Here is a 25306-nt window from a genome sequence, read left to right as displayed (position 1 = left end):
AGAATCCGCACAACGATCGTCAGGCGTGTGCGGATTTTCACACAGCGTGTCACGTTGCGTTATAGATTAATCGAAAGCTCACCATTTAACAGGCTAATTTGAAAGGGAAAAATTTCGAATGTGGCGCGTTGTAACAAATCGTTGAGCCGTACCCGCTGATTCAGTTCACTTCCCGGCATCCGGCGCTGATCAAGCGCCAATTGGAGTATCTAGGAAGTCCGGGAGGAAAAGGCTGATGAAATTTCTGACAACCGCTGCAACGGCGATTGCACTGTCCGCAATTGCGACGACTGGCATGGCGGCTTGCGACGATGGTGAAATCGTTGTGAAGTTTGCGCATGTGACGAACACTGATAAGCACCCCAAAGGCATCGCGGCATCGCTGCTGGAACAGCGCGTGAATGATGAGATGAACGGCGTGATGTGCGTTGAGGTCTATCCGAACTCAACACTTTATAACGACGACAAGGTGCTTGAGGCGATGCTGCAGGGCGACGTGCAATTGGCTGCACCGTCGCTGTCGAAATTCGAGAAGTTTACAAAGCAGTTCCGCCTGTTTGACCTGCCGTTCATGTTCAAAAACATCGACGCTGTGGATGCATTCCAGGCCTCGGCGGAAGGTCAGGCAATGAAAGACAGCATGCAGCGCCGTGGCCTGCAAGGTCTGGCGTTCTGGCACAATGGCATGAAGCAGATGTCGGCCAACAAGCCGCTGGTTGATCCGTCGGATGCGGATGGTTTGAAGTTCCGCGTTCAGTCCTCGGACGTACTGGTGGCGCAGATGGAAGCAATAGGCGGCAGCCCGCAGAAAATGGCGTTCTCGGAAGTGTACGGCGCCTTGCAACAGGGCGTTGTGGACGGGCAGGAAAACACCTGGTCGAACATCTACGGCAAGAAGTTCTTTGAAGTTCAGGACGGCATCACCGAGACCAATCACGGTATCATCGACTATCTGGTCGTCACCTCGGTCGACTGGCTGGACAGCCTTGATCCGGAAGTGCGTGAGCAGTTTCTGACCATTCTGGCAGAGGTTACCGAGACCCGGAACAAGGAGGCCTTTTCTGTGAACGAAGCGGCCAAAGCCTCGATCACCGACGCGGGTGGAATCATTCGTGATCTGAACCCCGAACAGCGTCAGGCCTGGGTTGATGCAATGAAGCCGGTTTGGGACAAGTTCGCCGACGACGTGGGTCAGGACAAGATCGACGCTGCTCAGGCAATCAACGCCGGGTTCTGATCCTGGTTGAGGCCGCGCGTCAGGGGGCTGGGGAGTTGCTGACGCGCAGGCCGGGCGGGCCGACATAACAGGCCCGCCCGCTATCACTCTCATCACAAAAAATTTGCGGGGACTAAAGAGATGTCTGGTGCGAAATCCGGCCAAGGCGGGCTGGTCGACCATATCGAAGAAACCCTGATCGCGTTGTTGCTGGGCCTGATGACGGCCGTGACCTTTGCCAATGTGATCGCGCGGTTCGTGTTCAATTCCAACATTCTGTGGGCGCTTGAGCTGACGGTGTTCACCTTTGGCTGGCTGGTGCTGCTGGGGGCGTCATATGCGGTGAAAAAGCACGCGCATCTGGGTGTGGATGCCATCCTGAATATGCTGGCCCCAGCGCCACGTCGCGTTCTGGCGTTAGTTGCAGTGGGGTGCTGTCTGGTGTTTTCGCTGCTGATGCTCAAAGGCGCGTATGACTATTGGGCTGTATTCGCTGATCTGCCGCCCACGTCGGGCCGTTGGTTCCCGACAGGTTTCAATTTCGACGCCCGTAGTCAGAGTTTCTACGAGGTCGACGATATCCCCATGGTCGCGCCGCTGCGATTCCTGGAAGCGATGATCAACTACGACGAGGCCTACGAGAAACTGCCTAAAGTCGTCCCGTATTTCATCCTACCGTTGTCGATGCTGCTGCTGGTGATCCGCTTTACGCAGGCCGCCATTCAGATTTGGCGGGGCGAGGCCGATCGCATTGTCGCCAGCCATGAGGTTGAGGACGAGATCGAAGAAGTGCGCGCTCAGCAAGGAGAGCATGACTGATGGACGTTGTATTCCTTTTCTCGATGGTCATCGGCCTGCTGCTGATCGGGGTTCCGATTGCGGTGGCTCTGGGCCTAAGCTCGACCCTGTTCCTTCTTATGTATTCCGACAGTTCGCTGGCCTCGGTGGCTGGCACGTTGTTCGAAGCGTTTGAGGGGCATTTCACACTGCTGGCGATCCCGTTCTTTATCCTCGCGTCATCATTCATGACGACGGGCGGTGTAGCGCGGCGGATCATCCGGTTTTCGATTGCCTGTGTGGGCCATTTGCCGGGCGGTCTTGCAATCGCGGGCGTGTTTGCCTGTATGTTGTTCGCGGCGCTGTCCGGATCGTCTCCAGCGACTGTTGTGGCCATCGGCTCGATTGTGATCGCAGGGATGCGCCAAGTGGGTTATTCCAAGGAATTTGCCGCCGGTGTGATCTGTAACGCGGGTACGCTGGGCATTCTGATCCCACCGTCAATCGTGATGGTTGTGTATGCCGCGGCCGTTGAAGTCTCGGTTGGGCGTATGTTCCTTGCCGGTGTTATTCCGGGCCTGATGGCCGGTCTGATGCTGATGATCACCATCTATGTCATGGCTAAGGTCAAGAACCTGCCGAAAGGTGAATGGAAAGGGTGGGGCGAGGTCTTTACCTCGGCACGCGAAGCCGGTTGGGGGCTGTTCCTGATCGTCATCATCCTTGGCGGGATCTATGGTGGTATCTTTACCCCAACCGAAGCTGCGGCTGTGGCTGCCGTCTATGCGTTCCTGATTGCTAGCTTTGTCTACAAGGATATGGGGCCACTTAGCACGGAAGAGGGTCAGGCGAACCTGTCGCTGATCAAGAAACCCTATGCACTGATCACGGCCTTCTTCCACCCTGACACCAAACACACCTTGTTTGAGGCCGGTAAGCTGACCGTCACGCTGCTGTTCGTCATTGCCAACGCGCTGATCCTGAAGCATGTGCTGACAGACGAACAGGTGCCACAGCACATCGCCAGCGCCATGCTCTCGGCTGGTCTGGGGCCGGTAACCTTCTTGATCGTGGTTAACGTGATCCTACTGATTGGCGGTCAGTTCATGGAGCCTTCGGGCCTGCTGGTCATCGTTGCACCACTGGTCTTTCCGATTGCGATTGAGCTGGGCATCGACCCGATCCATCTGGGCATCATCATGGTGGTGAACATGGAGATAGGGATGATCACACCCCCAGTTGGTTTGAACCTGTTCGTGACATCCGGCGTGGCGGGCATGCCGATGATGGGTGTGGTGAAGGCGGCGCTGCCGTTCCTGGCCGTCCTGTTCGTCTTCCTGATCATGGTGACGTATATCCCGTGGATATCGACCTTCCTGCCCAATACCTTCATGGGGCCGGAAATCATAACGAACTAGCGAAGAGAACCCTTCGTTCAGGCCGGGCAGCGCAATCTGCCCGGCCTTTTTCTTTGCCAGCCACTTGAAGTTGTGGCCAACCTTCCCACATGGGTGGCAGAGGACGACCTCCCCATTAGGGTGATCATTCGGGACGACCCGAAGAGTTTCGAGGTGTCCTTATGTCTTGGATTTATCTGTTGTTCGCTGGCCTGCTTGAAATCGTGTGGGCCGTCGCCATGAAGCAATCCGCGGGTTTCACGCGGCTTTGGCCGACCGCCATCATGGGGGTGTCCATGGTTGGCTCGTTCGGTTTGCTGGCCATGGCGATGCGTACACTGCCCTTGGGCACGGCCTATGCTATCTGGACCGGCATTGGCGCAGTAGGGGCGTTTCTTGTCGGAATCATGCTGTTGGGCGAAACAGTAAATGCCGCGCGTATCATCGCGGCGGCTCTGATCGTGACAGGTCTGGTGACAATGAAACTGGCCTGAGCTGCCGCTCAGGCCTTTTGCAGCGCATCAATAATGCCCGAGAAGTCCTGCGCCTTCAGGCTGGCGCCACCGACAAGCGCGCCGTCCACATTCGACACGGCAAAGATATCGGCGGCATTGTTGGGCTTGACCGAACCCCCATACAACAGGCGCACGGACCGCCCGACTCCTTCGCCGAAGCGCCGCTCCAGACGGTTGCGGATAAAGTCGTGAACCTCTCCGATTTCTTCCAGCGTAGGCACCTTACCTGTGCCGATGGCCCAGATCGGCTCATAAGCGACGATCAGGTTTTCACCGGTCGACTGATCCGGGATCGAACCCGACAATTGGCCGCCGATGATATCCAGCGTATTGGCGGCCTCACGCTGTTCCAGACTTTCGCCGACGCAAATGATCGCCTTCAACCCGGCATCCATGGCTGCGCGGGCCTTGGCGCGGACGGTTTCGTTCTGTTCACCGTGATCTTCGCGACGTTCGGAATGGCCCAGAATGACGGCATTGGCTCCGGCATCGACTAGCATATCCGCGCTGATATCACCCGTATGCGCGCCCGAGGGCGCAGCGTGACAGTCCTGTCCTCCAGTGGCGACACCGGTCTCGCGTACAGTTTCGGCGGCACGGTGCAGCAACGTTGCAGGCGGGCAGATCAGAATGTCGATCGTCGGCGAAGGAAAGGCGCGGGCCAGAGCGTCCAACTCGCTCAGCGCTGCTGTGGTTCCGTTCATCTTCCAATTCCCAGCCGCCAGCTTGCGCCGCATATCCCGATCTCCTTGAAATTCGTAAATTCTGGAACCGGATAGCATTGCCAGCTCGGGCTGACAATTGCGGTTCCAGCGCAGCCATCAAAACGGCAGCTTCCACCGCAGTCGAAGGTAGGGGGTCGTTAACTTCGGGGGACTTAAGATTGAGAAGACAGTTTTTCGTCGAATTTAATCGATTCGCCACACCCACAAGCGTCAACGACATTTGGATTGCGGAACTTGAACCCGGATTCCAGCAGCGAGACCTCATAGTCGATCTCGGTTCCGAACAAGAACATCTGCGCCATCGGTGCAATCATGATCCGTGCGCCATCCTGTTCTACGACTTCGTCGTTCGTTTCTGGCTGATCGACATAGTCCATCGTGTATTCCATGCCAGCGCAGCCACCTTTTTTGATGCCGATGCGCAGGCCCGCATGGCCGCCAGTATCCATCAGGCGGGCAATCTGCTCTGCCGCCTTAGGCGTCATGGTCACGGCCTGTTTGCCGGGAATGCCGAACATTGTGATCTCCGTTGTCGCGCGTAGCCTTCAATTTAGTACCGACAGGACAATGGCTCAAGGCATAGCAGCCATTCTTACCTAACAATTCGGAGCGTTGGTGATTGTTCTTGCGTTTTGAAACATGCTGACCTTAGCTGAGCACGGGTAATTTCAGGCAGTTAGATATAGGGTGAAGCAAAATGACCAAGATTAATTTTACCTGCAAAAGCATTGCATTGGCGTCGGTTGTTGCCATGTCTCCGTTACTTGCAAGCGTGGCTTTAGCTGAGGCAAAGCTGGAAAGACACCCCGTTAATTGTGCAACTGCCGAAGGTGACCTGCGCGCAATTGCGGCCGAAAAAAAGCATGCGCAGGATCAGCAAGTGGAAAGTGTGGTATCAATTCTGCCCGCTGGGGCGCTTTTGGGTCTAATAACAGGAACCGAAAACAAGAGATTGTCCATGTTGTCAGGCGATTATGTAAAAGCCTTGGATGAACGAGCGGCGGAAATTAAATCCAAATGTGGCGTGCAATAAGTCGCGCTTTAGCTTGAAAAAGACCGCTCTCGGGCAAGAGCGGTCTAGTGTTCTGGTCGTTAAGCCGGGTCTTTAACGGGGGGCAAGCACAGGCCCGGCCAGCGCTTGGTGGGGTGCAAGCATGGACACGCGGACACTATCACCAGTTTTTGGTAACGGTTTTTCAACGCGGTGATGACAGAAATATAAAGCTTTTATGTCAGGGGGATATTTGCCCGGCTTACATAAAGCCAAGCTCAAGTCGCGCTTCGTCGGACATCATTTCCATGCCCCAGGGGGGTTCCCATGTCAGCTCGACGTCAACCTCTTTAATGCCTGCGACGGGCTCTACCGCTTCGACGATCCAACCAGGCATTTCACCGGCAACCGGGCAGCCGGGTGCGGTCAGCGTCATGATGATTTTCACTGCGTTTTCTTGAGTGATGTCGATCGTGTAGATCAGACCAAGGTCGTAGATATTCACCGGAATTTCAGGGTCAAAGACCGAGCGGCAGGCTTCTACCACGTTGTCATATAGGGGGTGTTCAACGCTCGAAGGTGCAATCAGCGGGGTGCCTTCTAGGTGTTCACTCGGATGAGTCATTTGTGCCTCGGGTCTGTTACCTGAGCAATTATATAGGGAAAGCCAACGGCAGCGTCCAGAGGCGCAATGACGCCCCCTGAGGGGCGCCAGAAACTTTTAATCGTTAATGTCGTGCCGGAAGGTTTTCACCTGACCATGGGGCAGGGAATACACCCGGCGCAACACCAACCAGGCGATCAGCGACAGTGCCGCAAAGATCAACAGAAGGATTGGCAGAGACGGTGTGAGACCGGGGATAACCAGCAACACCCCTGTAACAGCGGCCCCGATCGCAAAGCCCAGAAAGATAAAACCGGGCAGTACGATCTCAAGGATACCCAAGGCCAGCGCTCCGGCCAGCCAGAGCCACCAGGTCAGCCAGAAGGGATCGGCCATTATTTTCCTCCTTTCAGCATCTTGAAGGCGTCGCCAAAGGCCTCCAACGCATTGGCGGGCACAACGATCGTTTGCGAACCGGTGCCGTTGCCCAGGGCGTTCAGAGCCTCGACCTGCTTCAGGGCAACCTGATACTGCGCGGCTTCGATGCCGTTATCCTGAATGGCCTTGGCGACCACGCCGGTTGCATAAGCTTCAGCCTCGGCCTGAATGCGGCGCGCCTTGGCGGTTTGCTCGGCGGCATACAGTTCGGCATCTGCCTGCAGCTCGACCGAGCGCTTTTGACCTTCGGCCTCGGTTACCTGCGCACGGCGGGCGCGTTCCGCGTTCAGCTGCTGCAGCATCGCGTCGCGGGTGGCCTGATCCAAATTCACGTCCAGAATCTCGGCCCGGGTCACTTCGATACCCCAGTCGTCCACGGCGGTTTCGACGCTTTCCTGAATGCGTTCGATCAGTTGTGCGCGGTTCGATTGGACCTCATCCAAGTCCATTTTACCGATTTCCGCCCGTACGATACCGGCCACAGTTGTCGCAATCGCACCGTCTACATCACGGATACGATACACCGTCTTTTCCGGTTCGAGAATGCGATAAAACACCGAGGTGTCGATCTGCACAAGAACATTGTCTTTGGTAATCGCATCTTGGGTCGCGTTGGGCAGCTGGCGTTCCAAAATAGATATCTTGTGACGTGCAACATCCAGAAAAGGAACGATAAAATTGATGCCGGGGCCAAGCACCGAATGCAGGCGGCCAAACCGTTCGACCACGTATTTTTCCGATTGAGGGACGATTTTAATGCCCTTGAAAATGACAACGACGATCAGCACCGCCGCCAGCACGTAAATGATATTGGACGTCAGCAAGCCAATAATCTGGTCTTCGATCATATCTGTCCTCTTTTATTGTGTACTATGGTATACATGTGGGGATTGAGTCGCCCGATTTCAACTCTGGTATGGGGTGAACAGTCGCAGATGCAAATCTTTGAAGCTGCGGATGCGGGGTGGAAATTCAGGAATGTGACCGCTTTGCATCCCGTCTTGTTTGCGGTATCGGGCGCTATGAAACTGATCATTGATACAGACCCCGGCATCGACGATGCCATGGCCATCGCTTATGCCGCCGCCGCGCCCGAGATTGACCTGATCGGTCTGACGACGGTTTTCGGTAACACACACATTCACCAATCCAGCCGCAATGCGCGGTTTTTGCTGGATAAACTGGGGTTGGAAGTACCAGTGGCCGAAGGTGCGGCCTTTGCAGTGGGACAAAGTAGTCATGACCCCTCGGATCATGTGCATGGGCCTGAAGGTTTTGGCGATGTGACCGAGATTCCAGAGATTGGGGCCAATCATACGCTGACAGCAGCTGAGTTTTTGGTCGATATGGCGCGTGAGCATAAGGACGAGTTAGTCGTTTGCGCAGTTGGTCCACTGACGAATGTCGCCGCTGCTATGCGTTTGGATCCGCAGTTTGCGACAAATATCAAACGGTTGGTGATCATGGGGGGCGCGGTTTACTGCCCCGGGAACGTCACTCAATTCGCCGAAGCCAACATCTATCACGACGCCCAGGCTGCAGATAAGGTATTCGCCGCACCACCACAGACCGTATTGGTGGGTTTGGATGTGACGTTGAAAACCCTTTATGAAACCGCGGATTTCGAGGCGTTGGCGGGCCGATCACCGAATATGGGAGGGTTCCTGCGCGATATCTCTCGGTTCTATTTGAAGTTCTACAAAGAGGTTGGCGGGCTAGAGGGATGTGGGTTACACGACTCGACGGCTGTGATTGCCTGCACCCATGAACCAATGTTCGATATGGTCGAAACAGGGTTGCGCGTGGCGACCGAGGGGGCTGAAGTTGGCGCGACTCGTCCCGATCCTTCGCGACCTCCGGTTCGTGTGTGTCGGGATGTAGATGGGGCAGGGGTGGTGAATCTGTTCACAGACCGCGTCGCCTCGCTTCCCTGACGGGTTGCATTGGACCGACAGATCGGGCAAATGCTGCCCGGTTCAGAGACCCCGAGGCACCCCCCCCATGACCGAGCGTTTTTCATTTGACCTGAAAGCCACCGATGGCAAGGCCAGAACCGGTGTGATTAACACGCCGCGGGGTGAAGTGCGCACGCCGGCCTTTATGCCAGTGGGCACCGCAGCGACGGTCAAGGCGATGATGCCGGAAAGTGTGCGGGCGACCGGGGCGGATATTCTGCTGGGCAACACCTATCACCTGATGCTGCGTCCCACGGCGGAACGTATCGACCGGTTGGGTGGGTTGCACAAATTCATGAACTGGGACCGACCCATTCTGACGGACTCGGGTGGGTTTCAGGTCATGTCACTGGCCGGTCTGCGCAAGCTGACCGAAAAGGGCGTGACGTTCAAATCCCATGTCGATGGATCCAAACACGAGCTGACGCCGGAACGGTCGATGGAGATTCAGCGCTTGCTGGGGTCTGACATTGTCATGTGTTTCGACGAATGCCCCGCCTTGCCTGCCGACCGCAACCGCATCGCCGAGTCGATGCGCCTGTCGATGCGTTGGGCCGAACGCTCACGCGAAGCCTTCGGGGATCGCCCTGGTCACGCGTTGTTCGGCATTATGCAAGGCGGTTTGGAACAGGACTTGCGCGAAGAAAGCGCTGAGGCCCTGAAAGCCATCGGTTTCGAAGGTTACGCAGTCGGTGGTCTGGCTGTGGGTGAGGGGCAGGAAGCGATGTTCGATTGCCTCGACTATGCGCCTGACTTCTTGCCCACCGATAAACCGCGTTATCTGATGGGGGTCGGCAAGCCGGACGACATCGTCGGAGCAGTTGCGCGTGGCATCGACATGATGGACTGCGTCTTGCCTTCACGTTCGGGGCGCACTGGCCAGGTGTTCACTCGCTATGGCGTTGTGAACATCAAGAACGCCCGTCACGCCGATGATCCACGACCGCTGGATGAGGCATGCTCTTGCCCGGCCTGTTCGAACTATTCGCGGGCCTACCTTCATCACGTGTTCCGGTCTAACGAGATGATCTCGGGCATGCTGTTGACCTGGCACAACCTGCATTACTTTCAGGAAATCATGCAGGGCATGCGAGATGCCATTGCAGCCGGAACATTCGAGGCATGGCAGGCAGAGTTTCACGCACAGAGGGCGCAAGGCGATATCGAACCGCTGTAGCGCTGAACCTTTGATGACAGAACGTTGATTTTTTGGTAATCTACAGACTGATTAACCAAGAAATTTTCTGTTTTTCGTTGGGGGTTACGATGCCTCGCCTATTTGGATTCTTACTTGTTCTATCTGCGATTGTGACGTCGGCTTATGCCGACGTCTGGACTTTTGAAACTCCGTCGGAAAACATCCAATGCTCGGTCGGGCAAGAGCTGAACACAGCAGATATCCACTGTACCATCATCGAGCGCCGGGGCGATCCGGCCCTGCCGCGCCCCTTTGATTGCCAATCCGATTGGGGGCATGATTTCTTCATGGCAAATACCGGGCCAGTCGAAATGCTGTGCCGTCCGCTCAACCGTCATCGCGACGGATTTGATCGGGCCGAATATGGTGTGACTGGTAATTTCGGCGGTTTTGTTTGCCATTCTTCGACAAAGGGTTTGGAGTGCAAAAATGAAGACGGGCACGGATTTTTTCTGTCTCGTGCAGTTCAAAGGGTGTTCTAACGCACGCATTCTAAGCCTTGTTGGCATGTTTTGTTAAATTCCGTGGATATGTTCGTTGGACGCCTTGCAGTCCGCTAAACCTCGGGCCATTCTGAATCGCGATACATGGCGGTAAGGTTGAAAAAGGGCGATGAGGCCCCACCTTTATCGTCCAAGACAGGAGATGGCCGAGCGTTGCCTGAACAGGGACCGGAGCCATCTTGCCAACGATAAGGATTGAGCATGCAAGAGCCCCTTAATTCCTCATACCCCGTACTTCCGCTGCGCGATATTGTGGTGTTCCCGCACATGATCGTACCGCTGTTCGTGGGTCGGGAAAAATCCGTCCGCGCACTGGAAGAGGTGATGCAGGACGACAAACAGATTTTGCTGTCTAGCCAGATTGATCCGGGTGATGATGACCCGGCAGAAGACGGAATTTACCGCTCGGGTGTTCTGGCCAATGTTTTGCAGTTGCTGAAGCTGCCTGATGGTACCGTAAAGGTGCTGGTCGAAGGTCAAGCACGCGTGCAGATCACCGAGTTCCTTGAAAATGAAGAGTTTTTCGAGGCTCGTGCCGAATATTTGACCGAAATTCCGGGCGATGTCACCACGACCGAGGCGCTTCTGCGCACCGTTGCGGATGAGTTCGAGCGCTACGCAAAAGTGCGCAAAAACATCCCCGAAGAAGCCTTGACCGCCGTTGGTGAAACCGCCGAACCCGCCAAGCTGGCCGACCTTGTGTCAGGTCATCTGGGTATCGAGGTCGAGCAAAAGCAGGAACTGTTGGAAACCCTCAGCGTTAGCGAGCGGCTTGAGAAGGTCTATGGCCTGATGCAGGGCGAAATGTCGGTTCTGCAGGTCGAGAAAAAGATCAAGACGCGCGTCAAGTCCCAGATGGAGAAGACGCAGCGCGAGTACTACTTGAATGAACAGATGAAGGCCATTCAGAAGGAGCTTGGCGACGGCGAGGACGGCAGTAATGAAGTCGCTGAGCTAGAAGCCAAGATCAACGAGACCAAGCTGTCGCAAGAGGCGCGTGAAAAGGCCGAAGGCGAGCTGAAAAAGCTGCGCAACATGAGCCCAATGTCGGCTGAGGCTACCGTTGTTCGTAACTATCTGGACTGGATTCTGTCACTGCCGTGGGGCACCAAATCCCGCGTCAAAAAGGATTTGGGCCGGGCGCAGGACATTCTGGATGCCGATCACTATGGCCTGGAAAAGGTCAAGGAACGGATCGTCGAATATCTGGCAGTTCAACAGCGTTCGAAAAAGCTGAAGGGCCCGATCCTGTGCCTTGTCGGTCCTCCGGGTGTTGGTAAGACCAGCTTGGGTAAATCGGTTGCACGGGCAACGGGGCGCGAATTCATTCGCATCTCGCTGGGTGGCGTGCGCGACGAATCCGAGATTCGCGGCCACCGTCGGACCTATATCGGCTCGATGCCCGGCAAGATCATCCAGGCGCTGAAAAAGGCAAAAACTACGAACCCGCTCATCCTGCTCGACGAGATCGACAAGATGGGTCAGGACTTCCGTGGCGATCCGGCCTCGGCCATGCTTGAGGTGTTGGATCCTGAGCAAAACAGCACGTTCATGGACCATTACCTTGAGGTCGAATATGACCTGTCCAATGTGATGTTCTTGACCACGTCGAACAGCTACAACATGCCAGGGCCTCTGCTGGACCGGATGGAGATCATCCCGCTGGCCGGTTACACCGAAGAAGAAAAGAGCGAGATCGCCAAGCAGCACCTGATCAGCAAACAAGTGAAAAACCATGGTCTGAAAGCCAAGGAGTTTGAACTGACGGATGAGGCGCTGCAAAAGATGATCCGCACTTACACTCGCGAAGCGGGCGTGCGGAACCTTGAGCGTGAGATCGCCAAGGTAGCGCGGAAATCGCTGACCAAGATCATCAAGAATGAGGCGGAAGAAGTCATTGTTACGCCTGACAATCTGGATGAATTCCTGGGCGTGCCGAAATTCCGTTATGGTCTGGCCGAACAAGATGATCAGGTCGGTGTGGTCACCGGTCTGGCGTGGACATCCGTAGGTGGCGACCTGCTGCATATCGAGGCGTTGAAACTGCCGGGTAAGGGTCGGATGAAGACCACCGGTAAGTTGGGTGATGTGATGAAAGAATCCATCGACGCGGCTTCGTCCTATGTGCGGTCAATCTCGCCCCAGATCGGGGTGAAGCCGCCGAAATTCGACACGTTGGATATTCACGTCCACGTGCCGGATGGTGCCACACCCAAGGATGGCCCAAGCGCCGGTCTGGCGATGGTGACCTCGATCGTGTCTGTGCTGACCGGAATTCCGGTGCGCAAGGATATCGCGATGACGGGTGAGGTTTCACTGCGCGGTAACGCGATGCCGATTGGTGGTTTGAAAGAAAAGCTGCTGGCGGCTCTGCGCGGTGGTATCAAGACCGTTCTGATCCCGGAAGAAAACGAAAAGGATCTGGCGGAAATTCCGGACAACGTTAAAGAAGGGTTGAAAATCATCCCGGTTACACATGTCTCGGAAGTTCTGAAACACGCGCTGATCCGCGAGCCTGAGCCTGTCGAATGGGATGAAGCCGCAGAAGAGGCCGCAGCAGCAGCAGCCAAGGCGGCCGAAGGTGCCAGCCCATCGGCAACAGCGCATTGAGCAGATCAAAGGCGGGGTAGACCCCGCCTTTTTTACAACCCAATGATGGGTTTTTTCGGGTCCAGAATCTCTTCTTCGTCGATGTATTCCTGGAACTTTTCCTGGGGCAGGGCAGAACGTACTGCCAACCCAAAGATCACAGCAGAAAACAACACGCACAGCGCAATATCCCACCCAAACGGGATTTGCTTCAGCGCGCCATCCCCGAACTGTCCGAGATATGAGATCAGGCCGACACCCACCAGATAAGGGAGCAGCCATAGCGCTTCGGTCACGTCCATCTCATCCAACCTGTTGCGGAACCGTACCAGCAGCAGGGCCATCCCGATGGCAAGGGCGACACCCAGACGCCAGACCGTGTCCCAACCGCTCCAATAAACCACAAGGGTTGCGATGGCGAAGGCCGAGACCGCAACCAGTTTCACGGCGGGGATGCGGATGGATCTGGGGCGATCCGGCATCAGATGGCGCAGGCACACGACGGCGATAGGACCGACCGCAAAAGACAGCACGATGGCGGCGCCATTCAAGGCGATGACGGTGGTGAAGGGAACCGTCAAAAGAAACAAGGTGCCGATCAGGAAGTTCAGTGCCAGTGCCCAAAGGGGCACTCCGAACGACGACAACATCATCAGGCGCGACGGTAAAAATCCGTTTTTTGCCAAAGCCATAGCGATCCGCGCATTTGATCCGGTTGAGACAAGGCCATTGCCGAACGGACCGATGACCGATCCGATGTTCAGTACGCTCAGGAACCAGACAAACCCGACCGATATGATGACGCCGTCCAACGGACCCTGACCTCCGAAACTCAAGCTGGCCCAACCGTTGCTCAGCATTTTCGAGTCGAGCGCACCGATAAAGGCGATTTGCAAGCCCACATAGATCAACGCGCAAAGCACGATGGACAGAATCAGTGCGGCAGGGATGGCGAATTTGGGGTTTCGAACCTCACCGGCCATATCAACCACATGACGAAAGCCGATGAAGGAGAAGATAACGCCTCCGGTCGAGACAGCAGCCATGATGCCTTGCAGCCCATAGGGTGCGAATCCATCTGGTTGAGTGAAGTTCTGAGCGTCGAACCGATTGCCGATCAACAAGGCGGCCAATACGATTGGAATTGCAATCTTGGCCCATGTCAGCGTCGCGTTCACCTGAGTGAAGAACTTGACGCCTAACGCGTTAACCGCGACGAACAGCAGCATGAAGAACAGCGCCACGGTGATTCCCGCGCCAGTCAGGTCACCTGTGTCTGCTGTGTGGAGCCAAGGGGCGTAGGGGGCCAGGTACTTCAGCATCGCCTCGACCTCGATCGGGGCGGTGGTGTTATAGCCGATCCAGGCGGTCCAACCCATCGTCATCGAGACGATATTGCCGTGTGAAAACTGCGGCACCCGCGCGATGCCCCCTGGGATCGGCAACATGGCCGATATTTCGGCGAAGGTGATTGCCAGAATGAACATGGCCGCGGCGCCAATGATCCATGAAAAGATGGCAGCAGGCCCTGCATGTTGCACCGCCAGCAGCGGACCAAATAGCCACCCAGAGCCAATGATTCCACCAACCGAGATGAAGGTTAGCCCAACGAGGCCGATGTCTCGCTTCAATCTGGCCACGATACTACTCCATCCCAAGGCGCCACAAAATTATGCGGCCGTTCAAAACAGGATACGCAGCCCAGGAGAAATCTGGCAAGCATCCGTCAAGAAACGGAAATTTGGATGGTGCCTACCAATGAGAGGAATGGTGGGTGATAAGAGATTTGAACTCCTGACATCTTCGATGTGAACGAAGCGCTCTACCACTGAGCTAATCACCCATAAGCGCGCCTAATACAGAGTGTTCCGCAGGCTTGCAAGGGTACCCAAAGGGTAAAACTAATATGCTGCGGACACAAAAAAAACAGGCAGCATAAACCTGCTGCCTGTTGATTTCGGATACAGCCTTACAGGATGAAGTCGTTCGCTGTCAGGTCGTGTAGGCCGACAATTTTGATCATCATTTCCGGATCCTGATCGCCGTCAGTATCAATATAGACAAAAGTTCGGTCGTAGATTGTGCCCGCTGGGTTGCTTTGGACATAGAAAACCTCACCCTCATCAGAAGCGGTTGCCGGTGCCGCACCGTTGAAGAGAAAAGTGTCATCTCCCGCTAGGACTTCGCTTGCATCAATGGCGCTCAGATCGATTTTGTCTACGCCGCGTGTGAAGTCCATAATCAGGTCAGCTTTTTGGCGAATAGCAGAACCTTCTGTAATGGAATTGAAAACGAATGTGTCTGCGTCAGCACCGCCTGTCATGATATCACGACCAATGCCCCCGACGATGGTGTCATTACCGTTTCCCCCATAGAGAGTATCCCAACCGCGAGCGCCCATTACTAGGTCATCACCCTTACTGCCTCGCAGAACGTCGTCTTTAATACCGCCATCAAGGACATCGTTACCGGCACCGCCGAGTAAATAGTTGATCTGGTCGTTGCCGGTTAAATTGTCGCCCTGCGCCGAGCCAACAATGTGTTCAATATTTAGAATGGTGTCAGTGCCATAGCCGGTGTTTTGCGCAGAGGTGTTCGAAAGATCCACGGTGGCCCCATTGGTGCCACTGTACTCCAGCCAATCATTGCCTCTGTTGCCGTTTATCGTGTCGTTGCCGTCACCGTCTTTGTTTTTGAACGTGTCGTTTCCACGTTGACCCGAAAGGCTGTCATTACCGGCGCCGCCAGAGATCGTATCGTTTCCAAAAGAGCCATAAATCCAGTCATTGCCCGCGTCACCAAAGAGGCTGTCGTTGCCGTTGGCGCCGTTAAGGAAGTTATTGTATTCGTTGCCGATCAGAAAATCATTGCCACTACCGCCAAAAGCGTTTTCGATCTTTACGGTGTTGGCGATGGTGAACCCTCCTGATACGGCCTGCGCACGAGAAACTGCGCCACCTGCATCACTTCCCTCGAGATCAGCATCATTGAGGTTGATGACCACTTTTCGATTTACTCCGATGGCCGAAATCGCGTCATTGCCTCCAGTATCCCAAATGGCTTCCCAATATGTTCCGGGAGCATTGGAGCCTTTCAAAGAATAGATGTTGTTGCCGGTATTGTTTGATGTGGTTCCGTAAATCGCTTGAAGAGCGGCGATGTCCAGTGCCATGGGCGAGGCCACGCCGCCGTAGTTGAACGAAGGCAGCGGCACAACCTGCGGGTAGCCAGAGTTATAGGACATGATCGTGTAGACGGCTTGGTTCTGACCATCGGTTCCATAGTCATCGAACGCTTGTGTCACACCGTCGAAGACGGTTGATTGTCCACCATTGTCATGCGGATGTGCAAGGCCGAGGCCATGCAGGATCTCATGCACAATGGTTGCAAATCCTTCGCCGCCCTTTGCCAGCGCGGATTGGCTGAACAGAGGAGTATCGTATGCGAACCAGCCAAACAGGGTGTTGATACCAAACCCTTGCAGAATGGGATCGCTTCCGGGCACTTGGTGTGCGCCGAGGCCGCCATCAAGGGATTGGGTTGTAACTAGACCCCACGAGATGTTTTCGTAATAGGGCGTCCCCTGAGGCGATAGGAAATTGACCTCGACAAAATCAATCGGGATGTATTGTTCGATCACGGCCAGGGCTTGGCGGAACGCCTGTTTTTCATGGGGGAGAAAATCTACGAAGCCCTGAACCGACGAGTCCCCGAATGAATAGGTAATCGTGCCAGCCGGTCCTCCGTTATTTGTGCCAAGGTTCCAAGAGGTCCCCCAAATCAATCCGTCAACATATTCATGACCGGTTGGGCTGGCGCCCGGGTAATTCTGATTTGCAACTGACATTCCGCTATTTCCATCATTAACAACGCAACCGATAGGTCATCACAAATCATGACTTTTGATTGCGTTAAGCTTCCTTCCGATCTCGTAAGCCGAGATTTTGTTATCCGCTGGGATACTTCACTTCGAGACTTGCCTGTGCAAGTTTGCCGACACGTATTTTTGATTTTGTGGGGGCAGTGTCGCCTCTTGCACACGCAATGTGGCTGAATAATGGCGGGGGTTTCAAGCCGCTCAAAAGGTCGTTTTGCTAGATACAGATATATCGAGGATTATGTTCGGGTTTTTCAGAAAGCATACAACCTATGAGTGCCTTTCGAAGGAATCGTTTGAAAGAAAAATCCTTGGATATTTCGACATTTCCAAATTTAAGAATCATTTTAGAGAAAGTGTGTTTGGGGTCTTGCGGTAGCTTCGGAAAGGTCTGGTTACGAAGAAGGTGTGTCGCGAAGCCCGGAAACAATTTCTGCCTTCTTTAAAAAAACTTCAAAACCCCGCTTGACGATGCCGGGGCGTGGCCATAATACACCCAAACGTTCAGCAACGAACGGGCAGCGGGCGGTTGTAGCTCAGTTGGTTAGAGTACCGGCCTGTCACGCCGGGGGTCGCGGGTTCGAGCCCCGTCAACCGCGCCATCGCTGCCAGCCTTTGATCCGGGTTAATGGATCGCACATAGACCCTAAATGCGCGGTTGTAGCTCAGTTGGTTAGAGTACCGGCCTGTCACGCCGGGGGTCGCGGGTTCGAGCCCCGTCAACCGCGCCATTTTCCTGAAATACCGAATATTCAATCAACCCCTTCCGGGGCACATATCGGATCGGGGTCATACTGTCAGGAGATGTCGGCAATAATCCGGTCGTTCACACTTTGTTCTAACTTTTTTGTTGGAGACTCGGAGCCGCTCGCCTATTTCTAGGACACTTGTGTGTTGGGGGCCAAAATGGCTGAGCTGAAAAATATCGAGGTGCGCGGCGCGCGCGAGCATAACCTCAAGGGCATTGACGTGGATATCCCGCGCGATCAGCTGGTGGTGATCACCGGGTTGTCGGGTTCTGGCAAGTCGTCTTTGGCGTTTGATACGATTTATGCCGAAGGTCAGCGTCGCTATGTCGAAAGCCTGTCGGCTTATGCGCGTCAGTTCCTGGATATGATGGAAAAGCCGGATGTAGACCATATCAGCGGCCTGTCCCCGGCGATTTCGATTGAACAGAAAACCACGTCGAAAAATCCGCGTTCGACCGTTGGGACGGTGACCGAGATTTACGACTATATGCGTCTGTTATTTGCGCGCGCGGGGACACCCTATAGTCCGGCTACTGGGCAGCCCATCGAAGCACAGCAGGTGCAGGACATGGTCGACCGCATCATGACGATGGAGGAGGGCATGCGCGGCTATCTGCTGGCCCCCATCGTGCGGGACCGCAAGGGGGAATACAAAAAGGAATTCCTCGAACTGCGCAAACAGGGATTTCAGCGCGTCAAGGTGGATGGCGAGTTCTACGAATTGGACGAGCCGCCCACGCTGGACAAGAAATTCCGCCACGACATTGACGTTGTGGTCGACCGCCTGGTCGTGCGTGAAGGGATGGAGACTCGACTGGCCGACAGTCTGCGCACCGCTTTGGATTTGGCAGATGGGATCGCGGTTCTGGAAACCGCCCCGCGCGAAGGTGATGCAGAACGCATTACATTCAGTGAAAATTTTGCCTGCCCGGTCAGCGGCTTCACGATTCCCGAGATTGAACCGCGCCTGTTCTCATTCAATGCGCCTTTTGGTGCCTGCCCGGACTGTGACGGCCTGGGGGTCGAACTGTTTTTTGACGAACGTCTTGTGGTGCCGGATCAGACGCTGAAGCTTTACGACGGGGCACTGGCCCCGTGGCGCAAAGGCAAGTCTCCCTATTTCCTGCAGACGATCGAGGCGATTGCCCGCCATTACGAATTCGACAAGAACACCCCATGGAAAGATTTGCCCACAAAGGTACAACAGGTGTTTCTGCGCGGTTCGGGCGACGAAGAAATCCAGTTCCGTTACGACGAAGGTGGTCGGGTCTATCAGGTGACACGCAGCTTTGAGGGCGTGATTCCCAATATGGAACGCCGCTATCGCGAAACCGACAGCGCTTGGATACGTGAAGAGTTTGAGCGATACCAGAACAACCGGCCGTGCGGCGCATGCCACGGCTATCGCCTGCGTCCCGAGGCACTGGCCGTCAAGATCGCAGGCTTGCATGTGGGACAGGTCGTACAGATGTCGATCAAAGAGGCTCTGGCTTGGGTCGAGGATGCTCCGAACCATCTGAGCGTTCAGAAGAATGAGATCGCACGGGCAATCCTTAAAGAGATTCGTGAACGGTTGGGATTCTTGAATAACGTTGGACTAGAATACCTTACGCTGTCCCGTTCAAGTGGCACCCTGTCCGGGGGTGAAAGCCAACGTATTCGTCTGGCCAGCCAGATCGGCTCGGGTCTGACCGGGGTTCTGTATGTGCTCGATGAGCCTTCGATTGGTCTGCACCAACGGGACAATGACCGTCTGCTGGGAACGCTCAAGAACCTGCGCGATCAGGGCAACACGGTGATCGTCGTCGAACATGACGAAGAGGCAATCCGTGAGGCCGACTATGTGTTTGATATAGGACCTGGAGCCGGTGTTCATGGCGGACAGGTGGTCAGTAAGGGCACACCTGAACAGATCGCTTCAGATGCAGCCTCTATGACCGGTCAGTATTTGGCAGGCACACGGGAAATTGCCGTTCCAACAGAACGGCGCAAGGGGAATAAGAAAAAGGTCTCGGTAGTTAAGGCGACGGGCAACAACCTGAAGAACGTCACCGCCGATTTCCCTCTGGGTAAGTTTGTCTGCGTGACCGGAGTGTCGGGCGGTGGCAAATCGACATTGACGATTGAGACGTTGTTCAAAACCGCTTCGATGCGTCTGAACGGTGCGCGTCAGACCCCGGCACCCTGTGAGACAATCAAGGGACTGGAACATCTGGATAAAGTCATCGACATCGACCAGCGGCCTATCGGGCGGACTCCGCGTTCGAATCCAGCAACTTACACTGGGGCCTTCACCCCGATCCGTGATTGGTTCGCCGGTTTACCCGAAGCCAAGGCGCGTGGTTACAAGCCGGGTCGGTTCAGCTTTAACGTCAAGGGCGGCCGGTGCGAAGCCTGTCAAGGTGACGGCGTCATTAAGATCGAGATGCACTTTCTGCCCGATGTTTACGTCACCTGCGAAACCTGCAAGGGCGCGCGCTACAACCGCGAAACGCTTGAGATCAAGTTCAAGGGTAAGTCCATCGCCGATGTTCTTGATATGACAGTGGAAGATGCGCAGGAGTTCTTTAAGGCCGTGCCCTCGATCCGCGACAAGATGGATGCGCTGGCACGGGTCGGGCTTGGCTATATCAAGGTCGGTCAGCAGGCGACTACGCTGTCTGGTGGTGAGGCGCAGCGGGTGAAGCTGTCAAAGGAGTTGTCCAAGCGTTCAACCGGGCGGACTTTGTATATCCTGGACGAGCCGACCACCGGTCTTCATTTCGAAGACGTCCGTAAGCTGTTGGAAGTGCTGCATGAATTGGTCGATCAGGGTAATACGGTTGTGGTGATCGAACACAACCTGGACGTTGTGAAAACCGCCGACCACATCATTGATATCGGCCCCGAAGGTGGCGATGGTGGTGGTGAGATCGTCGCGACCGGCACGCCCGAGGATGTGGCTGCAGTGGAACGCAGCCATACGGGGCGGTATCTGAAGCAGATGCTTGAGGGCGCGCGTGTTGCTGCGGAATAGGGGGCTGATCCTCAGTTAAGGATGTCAGCCACCGCACCGATAAGGTTCAGCACTTTTCGTGTATCAGGATCGACTCGATAGACATAGTCACCTGCGCGGATGTAGCTGCCACGGTTCAGCCCATAGCGATACGGGTCGTTGATCCAGCGATAGTCGCGGTTGATGTAGTCGCCCGTGCGATAGAGGTTCTTAACCTGACCCGGCGGCACACACGGAACGGCTTTCTTGGCCAGTCCAGGAGGGCAATGCCCGGCTTTCCCTTTGCCGTTCCCGGCGTCGGCAAGCCCAGCGCTGAGCGCGAGCGCGAGGATTGACGTGGAAATAGTTAAGACTCGCGACATCTAACTTCCCTCTGCAAACATGCCGTAGTTAAGGATAAATGGCCGTTGGTTCCTGTATGGTCAACCCCGTGGGCAAGAAGCCGCCCACGCAGCGCGCCTAACTACGACCGCGCTTTTCGAACCGCGGCAGCATGGCAGAGAAGTCCATGCCCAATCCCCCCTCAGACTCAACGAACTGTTCATAAAGCGCGGTTGCGGCCTGACCCATCGGCGTATCGGCATCCGAGCTTTCGGCGGCCTGTTGGCTTAGACGCAGGTCTTTCAGCATCAATTCAGCGGCGAAACCGGGTTGGTAATTGTTGTCTGCCGGGCTTTCCGGCCCCACGCCGGGTGCGGGACAATAGGCGTTCATGGTCCAGCTATAGCCCGAGGATGTGCTGACCACATCAAACATCTTTTGCCTGTCCAGGCCCAGTTTATCTGCCAGCGCAAAAGCTTCGCACGTGGCAATCATGGTGACACCGAGGATCATGTTATTGCAGATCTTGGCAGCCTGACCGGCGCCGGATTCACCGCAATGAACGGCTTTTTGACCCATGATATCGAACAGCGGCGCGGCTTTCGCAAATGCGGCATCGCTGCCACCTGCCATGAAAGTCAAAGTGCCAGCCGCTGCGCCGCCGATCCCACCCGAAACAGGGGCATCTACCGCCAGAATTCCAGCCTGTTTTGCCTGATCCGCGACAGCGCGGGCGCTGTCGACATCGACGGTTGAACAATCGATCCACACAGACCCGGATTGCATTGCAGGGATGATCTCATCCCCGACAGCGCGCAAGATTTTTCCGTTTGGCAGCATGGTGATGACGATATCGGCGTTTGCGGCAGTTTCGGCACCCGAACCGGTCATGGCGACACCAGCGACACTGACCTCGGCCATGTCAAAACCAGTCACCTCATGCCCGGCTTTTGCCAGATTAGTGGCCATTGGATTGCCCATGTTGCCCAGACCGATAAACCCGATTTTCATCTCTCAAACCTCCTCAAATGTCAGCATGTCTTTGCCCAGTGGCTGCAGCATTTTCGACACCGCCACCGCTGGGACGGATTGGTCGGCAAACCGCCATTGTGGATTACGGTCCTTGTCGATGATCTGAGCGCGAATTCCTTCCAGAAAGTCGCCATGCTCCATCGCGCGGAACGTATAGCGGTATTCCAGTTCCAACGCCTTGCGCAGCGTCAGGCTGGGCCCCCGTAGGCGATGCAGCGCTTCGACCGTACAAGCCATCGACAGCGGCGAATTGCGGCCCATCAGCGTCAGCGCGTCCGCAGCCATTGCGTCGCTGGAATGGGTCAATGCGTTTAGGACATCGCCCAGGCTTTCCCCGGCGAATAGGGCTTCGATAACGGAGTGCTGTTGTTCCAACGTGCTTTCGGGCGGCGGCGTGGAATGTTTTGCAATCAGTTCGGCATCACCCGAAGCCTCGAGCATCTCGATTAAGGCGGACCAATCCGATATCGGGATGAAGTGGTCGGCAAAACCGGCAAAGACGGCGTCTCCGGGGTCCATGCGATGACCGGTTGTGCCCAGGTATTCGCCTAGACGACCGGGGGCCAGCGCCAGCATCAATGTGCTGCCAACATCCGGCAAAAGCCCAATCGAACATTCCGGCAGAGCAATCTTCGAGCTTTCCCCAACGATCCGGTGGCTGCCATGGCATCCAATGCCCACGCCACCGCCCATGGTGAAACCCTGCAGAAAGCTGATGACCGGTTTGGGGTATTCGAAGATCAGCGCATTCAGCCGGTATTCATCGCGCCAGAAGGTACGTCCATAATCGAAATCCCCCTTGCAACCTGACGCGTAAAGGTCGGCGATATCGCCGCCCGCACAAAAGGCCTTGTCGCCTTCGGCGTCCATAATGACCAGATCCACGGCATCATCTTCGCGCCAGTTGCGCAGGGCCGTGTCGATGGCCATGCACATATCATAGGTCATCGCGTTCAGGGCCTTTGGTCGGGTCAGGGTGATGCGCCCGGCGCGACCAGTGATGCGGATGTCGATGTCTGGCATGTGTTCCTCAGTGTTCGGCAAGCATTTGACGGGCGACGATGACCCGCATGATTTCATTGGTGCCTTCCAGAATCTGGTGAACGCGCAGATCGCGCACCAGTTTTTCGATGCCATAATCGGCCAGATAACCATAGCCACCATGCAATTGCAGGCATTGGTCGACAACTTTCGATCCAGTCTCGGTCACAAATTTCTTGGCCATGGCGCAAAACTTGGTGGCATCAGGCGTGCCCTGATCCAGCTTCCAGGCGGCCTGCCGCAGGAAGGTACGGGCGGCTTGCAGTTCGATCTCCATATCCGCCAGCCGGAATTGTAGCGCCTGAAACTGGTCGATCGATTGGCCAAATGCCTTGCGTTCAGACATGTATTGCAAGGTCATGTTGAGCCCGGACTGGGCAGCCCCCAGGGAACAAGAGGCGATATTGAGCCGCCCGCCATCCAGACCCTTCATCGCATATTTGAACCCATCTCCTTCGGTGCCCACCAGATTTCCGGCCGGGATGTGGCAGTCATCGAATTGCACCTGTGCTGTCGGCTGGCTTTTCCAACCCATCTTCTGTTCCAGCGCGCCAAAGCTGAGGCCCGGCGTGCCGTCCTCGACATAAACCGTTGAAATGCCCTTTGGCCCATCCTGGCCGGTACGCACCATGCAGACATAGGCGTCAGAATAACCACCACCCGAGATAAAGGCCTTGGTGCCGTTCAGCGTATAGCCCTCGTTCGTGCGATCCGCGCGGGTTTTCAGTGCAGCCGCGTCCGAGCCTGATCCGGGTTCCGTCAGGCAATAGCTGAGGATGGTATTGAGGCTTAGCACATCCGGCATGATGCGGGATTTCAGATCGTCGCTTCCGAAACTGTCCAACATTTTGGCGCACATGTTGTGGATCGACAGAAAGGCCGCGACGGAAGGGCAAGCCATTGACAGCGCTTCGAACACCAATGTCGCGTCCAGACGGGTAAGGCCGGACCCGCCGCCGTCTTCCGAGACATAAAGCCCGCCGAACCCCAACTCGCCGATTTGCGGCCAAAGGTCTTTGGGTATGGTTCCGTCAGCCTCCCACTGGCGTGCGTTCGGGGCGATCTTGTCCTGCCCGAAATCATACGCCATGTCGAAGATTGCGGTTTGCTCTTCTGTCAGTGCGAAATCCAAGGCTTGCCTCCCACGCTGCCGAATGAATTGAACGACTGTTTATTTCCGAATTCTTACAGAAATTTTGCACGGCCAGCAATCGGCAGGGGCATTAAAGATCGTGATGAAATTCTTCGATCAGGTGCTGCACGACGGCTTTGCCGGGATCATCGCCGCGTGCTGCAGCTTCGGCATGGACGCGGCGCTGTCGGGTGGCCGACGTGCCGGTCTGTGCGATTTGCTGCAGGCGCGCCAGCTCGGTCATGGTGCCTAGTGCCTCGGCGTCTTCAGCCAGCATTCCCATCAGTTCACCCATCAACTCGGGCATGGGTTTTATTGAACGGTCGCCAAAGTCGATCAGACCTTCGCCCACGCCGTAGCGCTGCGCGCGCCAACGGTTTTCGCTGATCAGGAACTGATCGTAATGCCGCCAGCGCAGATTGCGGTCCTTCAGGCGGCACAGCATGCGGGTCAACGCCTGGACCAGGGCCGCCAACGATAGTGTGTGCTCTAACCGTGGCTGCACATCCATGATGCGCGTTTCCAGCGTGGGAAATCGGTGTGACGGGCGCAGATCCCACCAGATTTTTGTCGTGTCTTCGATCACGCCAAGTTCGACCAGAATACCGGTAGTGCGTTCATAATCCGACCAGCTGGCCAAAACCGGCGGCAAACCCGTGCGCGGCAGGTTGTCAAAAACGGTCAGGCGATAAGATGACAGGCCAGTGTCCTCTCCATTCCAGTAGGGGGACGACGTCGACAGGGCCAACAGATGCGGCAGGAAGTAGGACAGCTGAGGCATCAGGTCAGCGCGCATGGCAGGGTCTTCGACACCTACATGAACGTGCATCCCGCAGATCAACATGCGCCGGGCCACGCCACCAAGGGCATGTTGCAGCGCGTCATAGCGATCCTTGCGGGTGTGGTGCTGTTTCTTCCAGTCGGCAAACGGGTGGCAGGACACGGCAATTGGCGCGAGGTTGTATTCTGCAGCCCGACTCGCAACGCATGAACGTAGGCGTTTCAAGTCTTCTCGGGCTGATTTGACTGTTGAATGTGGCCGGGTGCCGACTTCGATCTGGCATTGCAGGAATTCGGGGCTGACCTGTCCTTCGAAATCCGCTTGGCAAGCCTCCATCAGGGCAGTGGGTGCTTGCGCAAGTTGCAGGCTGTCGCGATCGACCAGCAGATACTCTTCTTCTATGCCCAGCGTGAATTCCTGCTGCATGGCGACCCTCGTACTACTAATCCGACCAGTGAATACGGAAATTT

22 protein-coding genes and 3 tRNA genes are annotated in these 25306 nt (G+C 55.7%); 12 read left to right on the top strand and 13 right to left on the bottom strand.

Features of this window, described 5'->3' with window-relative positions; all coding sequences use genetic code 11:
- Positions 1–235: 235 nt before the first annotated feature.
- The 4 genes from ACR0M2_RS01095 (at position 236) to ACR0M2_RS01080 (ending at position 3884) form a co-directional block, all read left to right on the top strand.
- On the top strand, positions 236–1237 hold the full coding sequence (locus ACR0M2_RS01095; protein WP_302476798.1) for a DctP family TRAP transporter solute-binding subunit: 1002 nt from the start codon (positions 236–238) through the stop codon (positions 1235–1237).
- A gap of 120 nt (positions 1238–1357) precedes the next feature.
- A complete protein-coding gene (locus tag ACR0M2_RS01090) occupies positions 1358–2035 on the top strand; it encodes a TRAP transporter small permease (protein WP_170348558.1) in 678 nt (225 codons plus the stop codon).
- On the top strand, positions 2035–3411 hold the full coding sequence (locus ACR0M2_RS01085; RefSeq protein ID WP_170348559.1) for a TRAP transporter large permease: 1377 nt from the start codon (positions 2035–2037) through the stop codon (positions 3409–3411). Before ACR0M2_RS01090 ends, ACR0M2_RS01085 begins: the two co-directional genes overlap by 1 nt.
- Positions 3412–3572: 161 nt before the next feature.
- The gene (locus tag ACR0M2_RS01080) at positions 3573–3884 is read left to right on the top strand and encodes a DMT family transporter (protein ID WP_480703810.1); all 312 of its coding nucleotides are present in this window, start codon (positions 3573–3575) and stop codon (positions 3882–3884) included.
- A gap of 8 nt (positions 3885–3892) precedes the next feature.
- Here the strand turns inward: ACR0M2_RS01080 and tpiA are convergent, their stop codons facing one another.
- Positions 3893–4642 (bottom strand): triose-phosphate isomerase, encoded by a 750-nt coding sequence (tpiA, locus tag ACR0M2_RS01075; protein ID WP_170548641.1) that lies wholly within the window; start codon positions 4640–4642, stop codon positions 3893–3895.
- Positions 4643–4782: 140 nt separating this feature from the next.
- Complete coding sequence (locus ACR0M2_RS01070) at positions 4783–5148, bottom strand: HesB/IscA family protein (protein ID WP_170358258.1); 366 nt, start codon at positions 5146–5148, stop codon at positions 4783–4785.
- Positions 5149–5327: 179 nt separating this feature from the next.
- Between ACR0M2_RS01070 and ACR0M2_RS01065 the strand changes: the two genes are divergently transcribed.
- Positions 5328–5663, top strand: a complete 336-nt coding sequence (locus ACR0M2_RS01065) for a hypothetical protein (RefSeq protein WP_170358260.1) — start codon at positions 5328–5330, stop codon at positions 5661–5663.
- A gap of 220 nt (positions 5664–5883) precedes the next feature.
- Here ACR0M2_RS01065 and ACR0M2_RS01060 read toward each other — a convergent pair whose 3' ends face one another.
- From ACR0M2_RS01060 to ACR0M2_RS01050, 3 genes are all read right to left on the bottom strand, one after another.
- Positions 5884–6246, bottom strand: coding sequence for an SUF system Fe-S cluster assembly protein (locus ACR0M2_RS01060; RefSeq protein ID WP_170348564.1), 363 nt, complete (start codon positions 6244–6246; stop codon positions 5884–5886).
- Between the two features lie 96 nt (positions 6247–6342).
- Positions 6343–6621, bottom strand: coding sequence for an NfeD family protein (locus tag ACR0M2_RS01055; RefSeq protein ID WP_170348565.1), 279 nt, complete (start codon positions 6619–6621; stop codon positions 6343–6345).
- On the bottom strand, positions 6621–7511 hold the full coding sequence (locus tag ACR0M2_RS01050; RefSeq protein WP_170348566.1) for an SPFH domain-containing protein: 891 nt from the start codon (positions 7509–7511) through the stop codon (positions 6621–6623). Before ACR0M2_RS01050 ends, ACR0M2_RS01055 begins: the two co-directional genes overlap by 1 nt.
- A gap of 174 nt (positions 7512–7685) precedes the next feature.
- On the opposite strand from ACR0M2_RS01050, the gene ACR0M2_RS01045 reads away from it, so the two are divergent.
- The 4 genes from ACR0M2_RS01045 (at position 7686) to lon (ending at position 12929) form a co-directional block, all read left to right on the top strand.
- A complete protein-coding gene (locus ACR0M2_RS01045) occupies positions 7686–8597 on the top strand; it encodes a nucleoside hydrolase (RefSeq protein ID WP_170349397.1) in 912 nt (303 codons plus the stop codon).
- 67 nt (positions 8598–8664) lie between these two features.
- Positions 8665–9795: a tRNA guanosine(34) transglycosylase Tgt gene (gene tgt, locus ACR0M2_RS01040; protein ID WP_480703809.1), complete on the top strand. Its 1131-nt coding sequence runs from the start codon at positions 8665–8667 to the stop codon at positions 9793–9795.
- Positions 9796–9884: 89 nt separating this feature from the next.
- A complete protein-coding gene (locus tag ACR0M2_RS01035) occupies positions 9885–10298 on the top strand; it encodes a DUF6636 domain-containing protein (protein ID WP_480703808.1) in 414 nt (137 codons plus the stop codon).
- 222 nt (positions 10299–10520) lie between these two features.
- On the top strand, positions 10521–12929 hold the full coding sequence (lon, locus tag ACR0M2_RS01030; protein WP_480703807.1) for an endopeptidase La: 2409 nt from the start codon (positions 10521–10523) through the stop codon (positions 12927–12929).
- Positions 12930–12961: 32 nt separating this feature from the next.
- Here lon and ACR0M2_RS01025 read toward each other — a convergent pair whose 3' ends face one another.
- The 3 genes from ACR0M2_RS01025 to ACR0M2_RS01015 all read right to left on the bottom strand — a co-directional run bounded on the left by ACR0M2_RS01025 (position 12962) and on the right by ACR0M2_RS01015 (position 16755).
- Complete coding sequence (locus ACR0M2_RS01025; protein WP_480703805.1) at positions 12962–14548, bottom strand: APC family permease; 1587 nt, start codon at positions 14546–14548, stop codon at positions 12962–12964.
- A gap of 128 nt (positions 14549–14676) precedes the next feature.
- Positions 14677–14751 (bottom strand) — tRNA-Val (locus ACR0M2_RS01020).
- Positions 14752–14877: 126 nt separating this feature from the next.
- Positions 14878–16755 (bottom strand): M10 family metallopeptidase C-terminal domain-containing protein, encoded by a 1878-nt coding sequence (locus tag ACR0M2_RS01015; protein WP_170358270.1) that lies wholly within the window; start codon positions 16753–16755, stop codon positions 14878–14880.
- 555 nt (positions 16756–17310) lie between these two features.
- Here ACR0M2_RS01015 and ACR0M2_RS01010 point away from each other — a divergent pair.
- The 3 genes from ACR0M2_RS01010 to uvrA all read left to right on the top strand — a co-directional run bounded on the left by ACR0M2_RS01010 (position 17311) and on the right by uvrA (position 20550).
- A tRNA-Asp gene (locus ACR0M2_RS01010) sits at positions 17311–17387 on the top strand.
- A 52-nt stretch (positions 17388–17439) separates the two neighbouring features.
- Positions 17440–17516 (top strand) — tRNA-Asp (locus ACR0M2_RS01005).
- A 175-nt stretch (positions 17517–17691) separates the two neighbouring features.
- Complete coding sequence (gene uvrA / locus ACR0M2_RS01000) at positions 17692–20550, top strand: excinuclease ABC subunit UvrA (protein WP_480703803.1); 2859 nt, start codon at positions 17692–17694, stop codon at positions 20548–20550.
- Between the two features lie 11 nt (positions 20551–20561).
- Here uvrA and ACR0M2_RS00995 read toward each other — a convergent pair whose 3' ends face one another.
- The 5 genes from ACR0M2_RS00995 to ACR0M2_RS00975 form a co-directional block, all read right to left on the bottom strand.
- Entirely contained in the window at positions 20562–20891 is a 330-nt protein-coding gene (locus ACR0M2_RS00995; RefSeq protein WP_170375148.1) for a hypothetical protein, read from the bottom strand.
- Positions 20892–20988: 97 nt separating this feature from the next.
- The gene (gene mmsB, locus ACR0M2_RS00990) at positions 20989–21861 is read right to left on the bottom strand and encodes a 3-hydroxyisobutyrate dehydrogenase (RefSeq protein WP_480703801.1); all 873 of its coding nucleotides are present in this window, start codon (positions 21859–21861) and stop codon (positions 20989–20991) included.
- 3 nt (positions 21862–21864) lie between these two features.
- Positions 21865–22905 (bottom strand): enoyl-CoA hydratase/isomerase family protein, encoded by a 1041-nt coding sequence (locus tag ACR0M2_RS00985; RefSeq protein ID WP_480703799.1) that lies wholly within the window; start codon positions 22903–22905, stop codon positions 21865–21867.
- 7 nt (positions 22906–22912) lie between these two features.
- Positions 22913–24055, bottom strand: a complete 1143-nt coding sequence (locus ACR0M2_RS00980; protein ID WP_170358277.1) for an acyl-CoA dehydrogenase family protein — start codon at positions 24053–24055, stop codon at positions 22913–22915.
- Positions 24056–24146: 91 nt separating this feature from the next.
- Positions 24147–25262 carry a carboxylate-amine ligase gene (locus tag ACR0M2_RS00975; RefSeq protein ID WP_170348577.1) on the bottom strand — a complete coding sequence of 372 codons (1116 nt, stop codon included), beginning with the start codon at positions 25260–25262 and terminating at the stop codon, positions 24147–24149.
- Between the last annotated feature and the right edge of the window lie 44 nt (positions 25263–25306).

It is taken from the genome of Ruegeria sp. BE10, from assembly GCF_056538905.1.
This window is presented reverse-complemented; position numbering and strand designations above follow the sequence as displayed.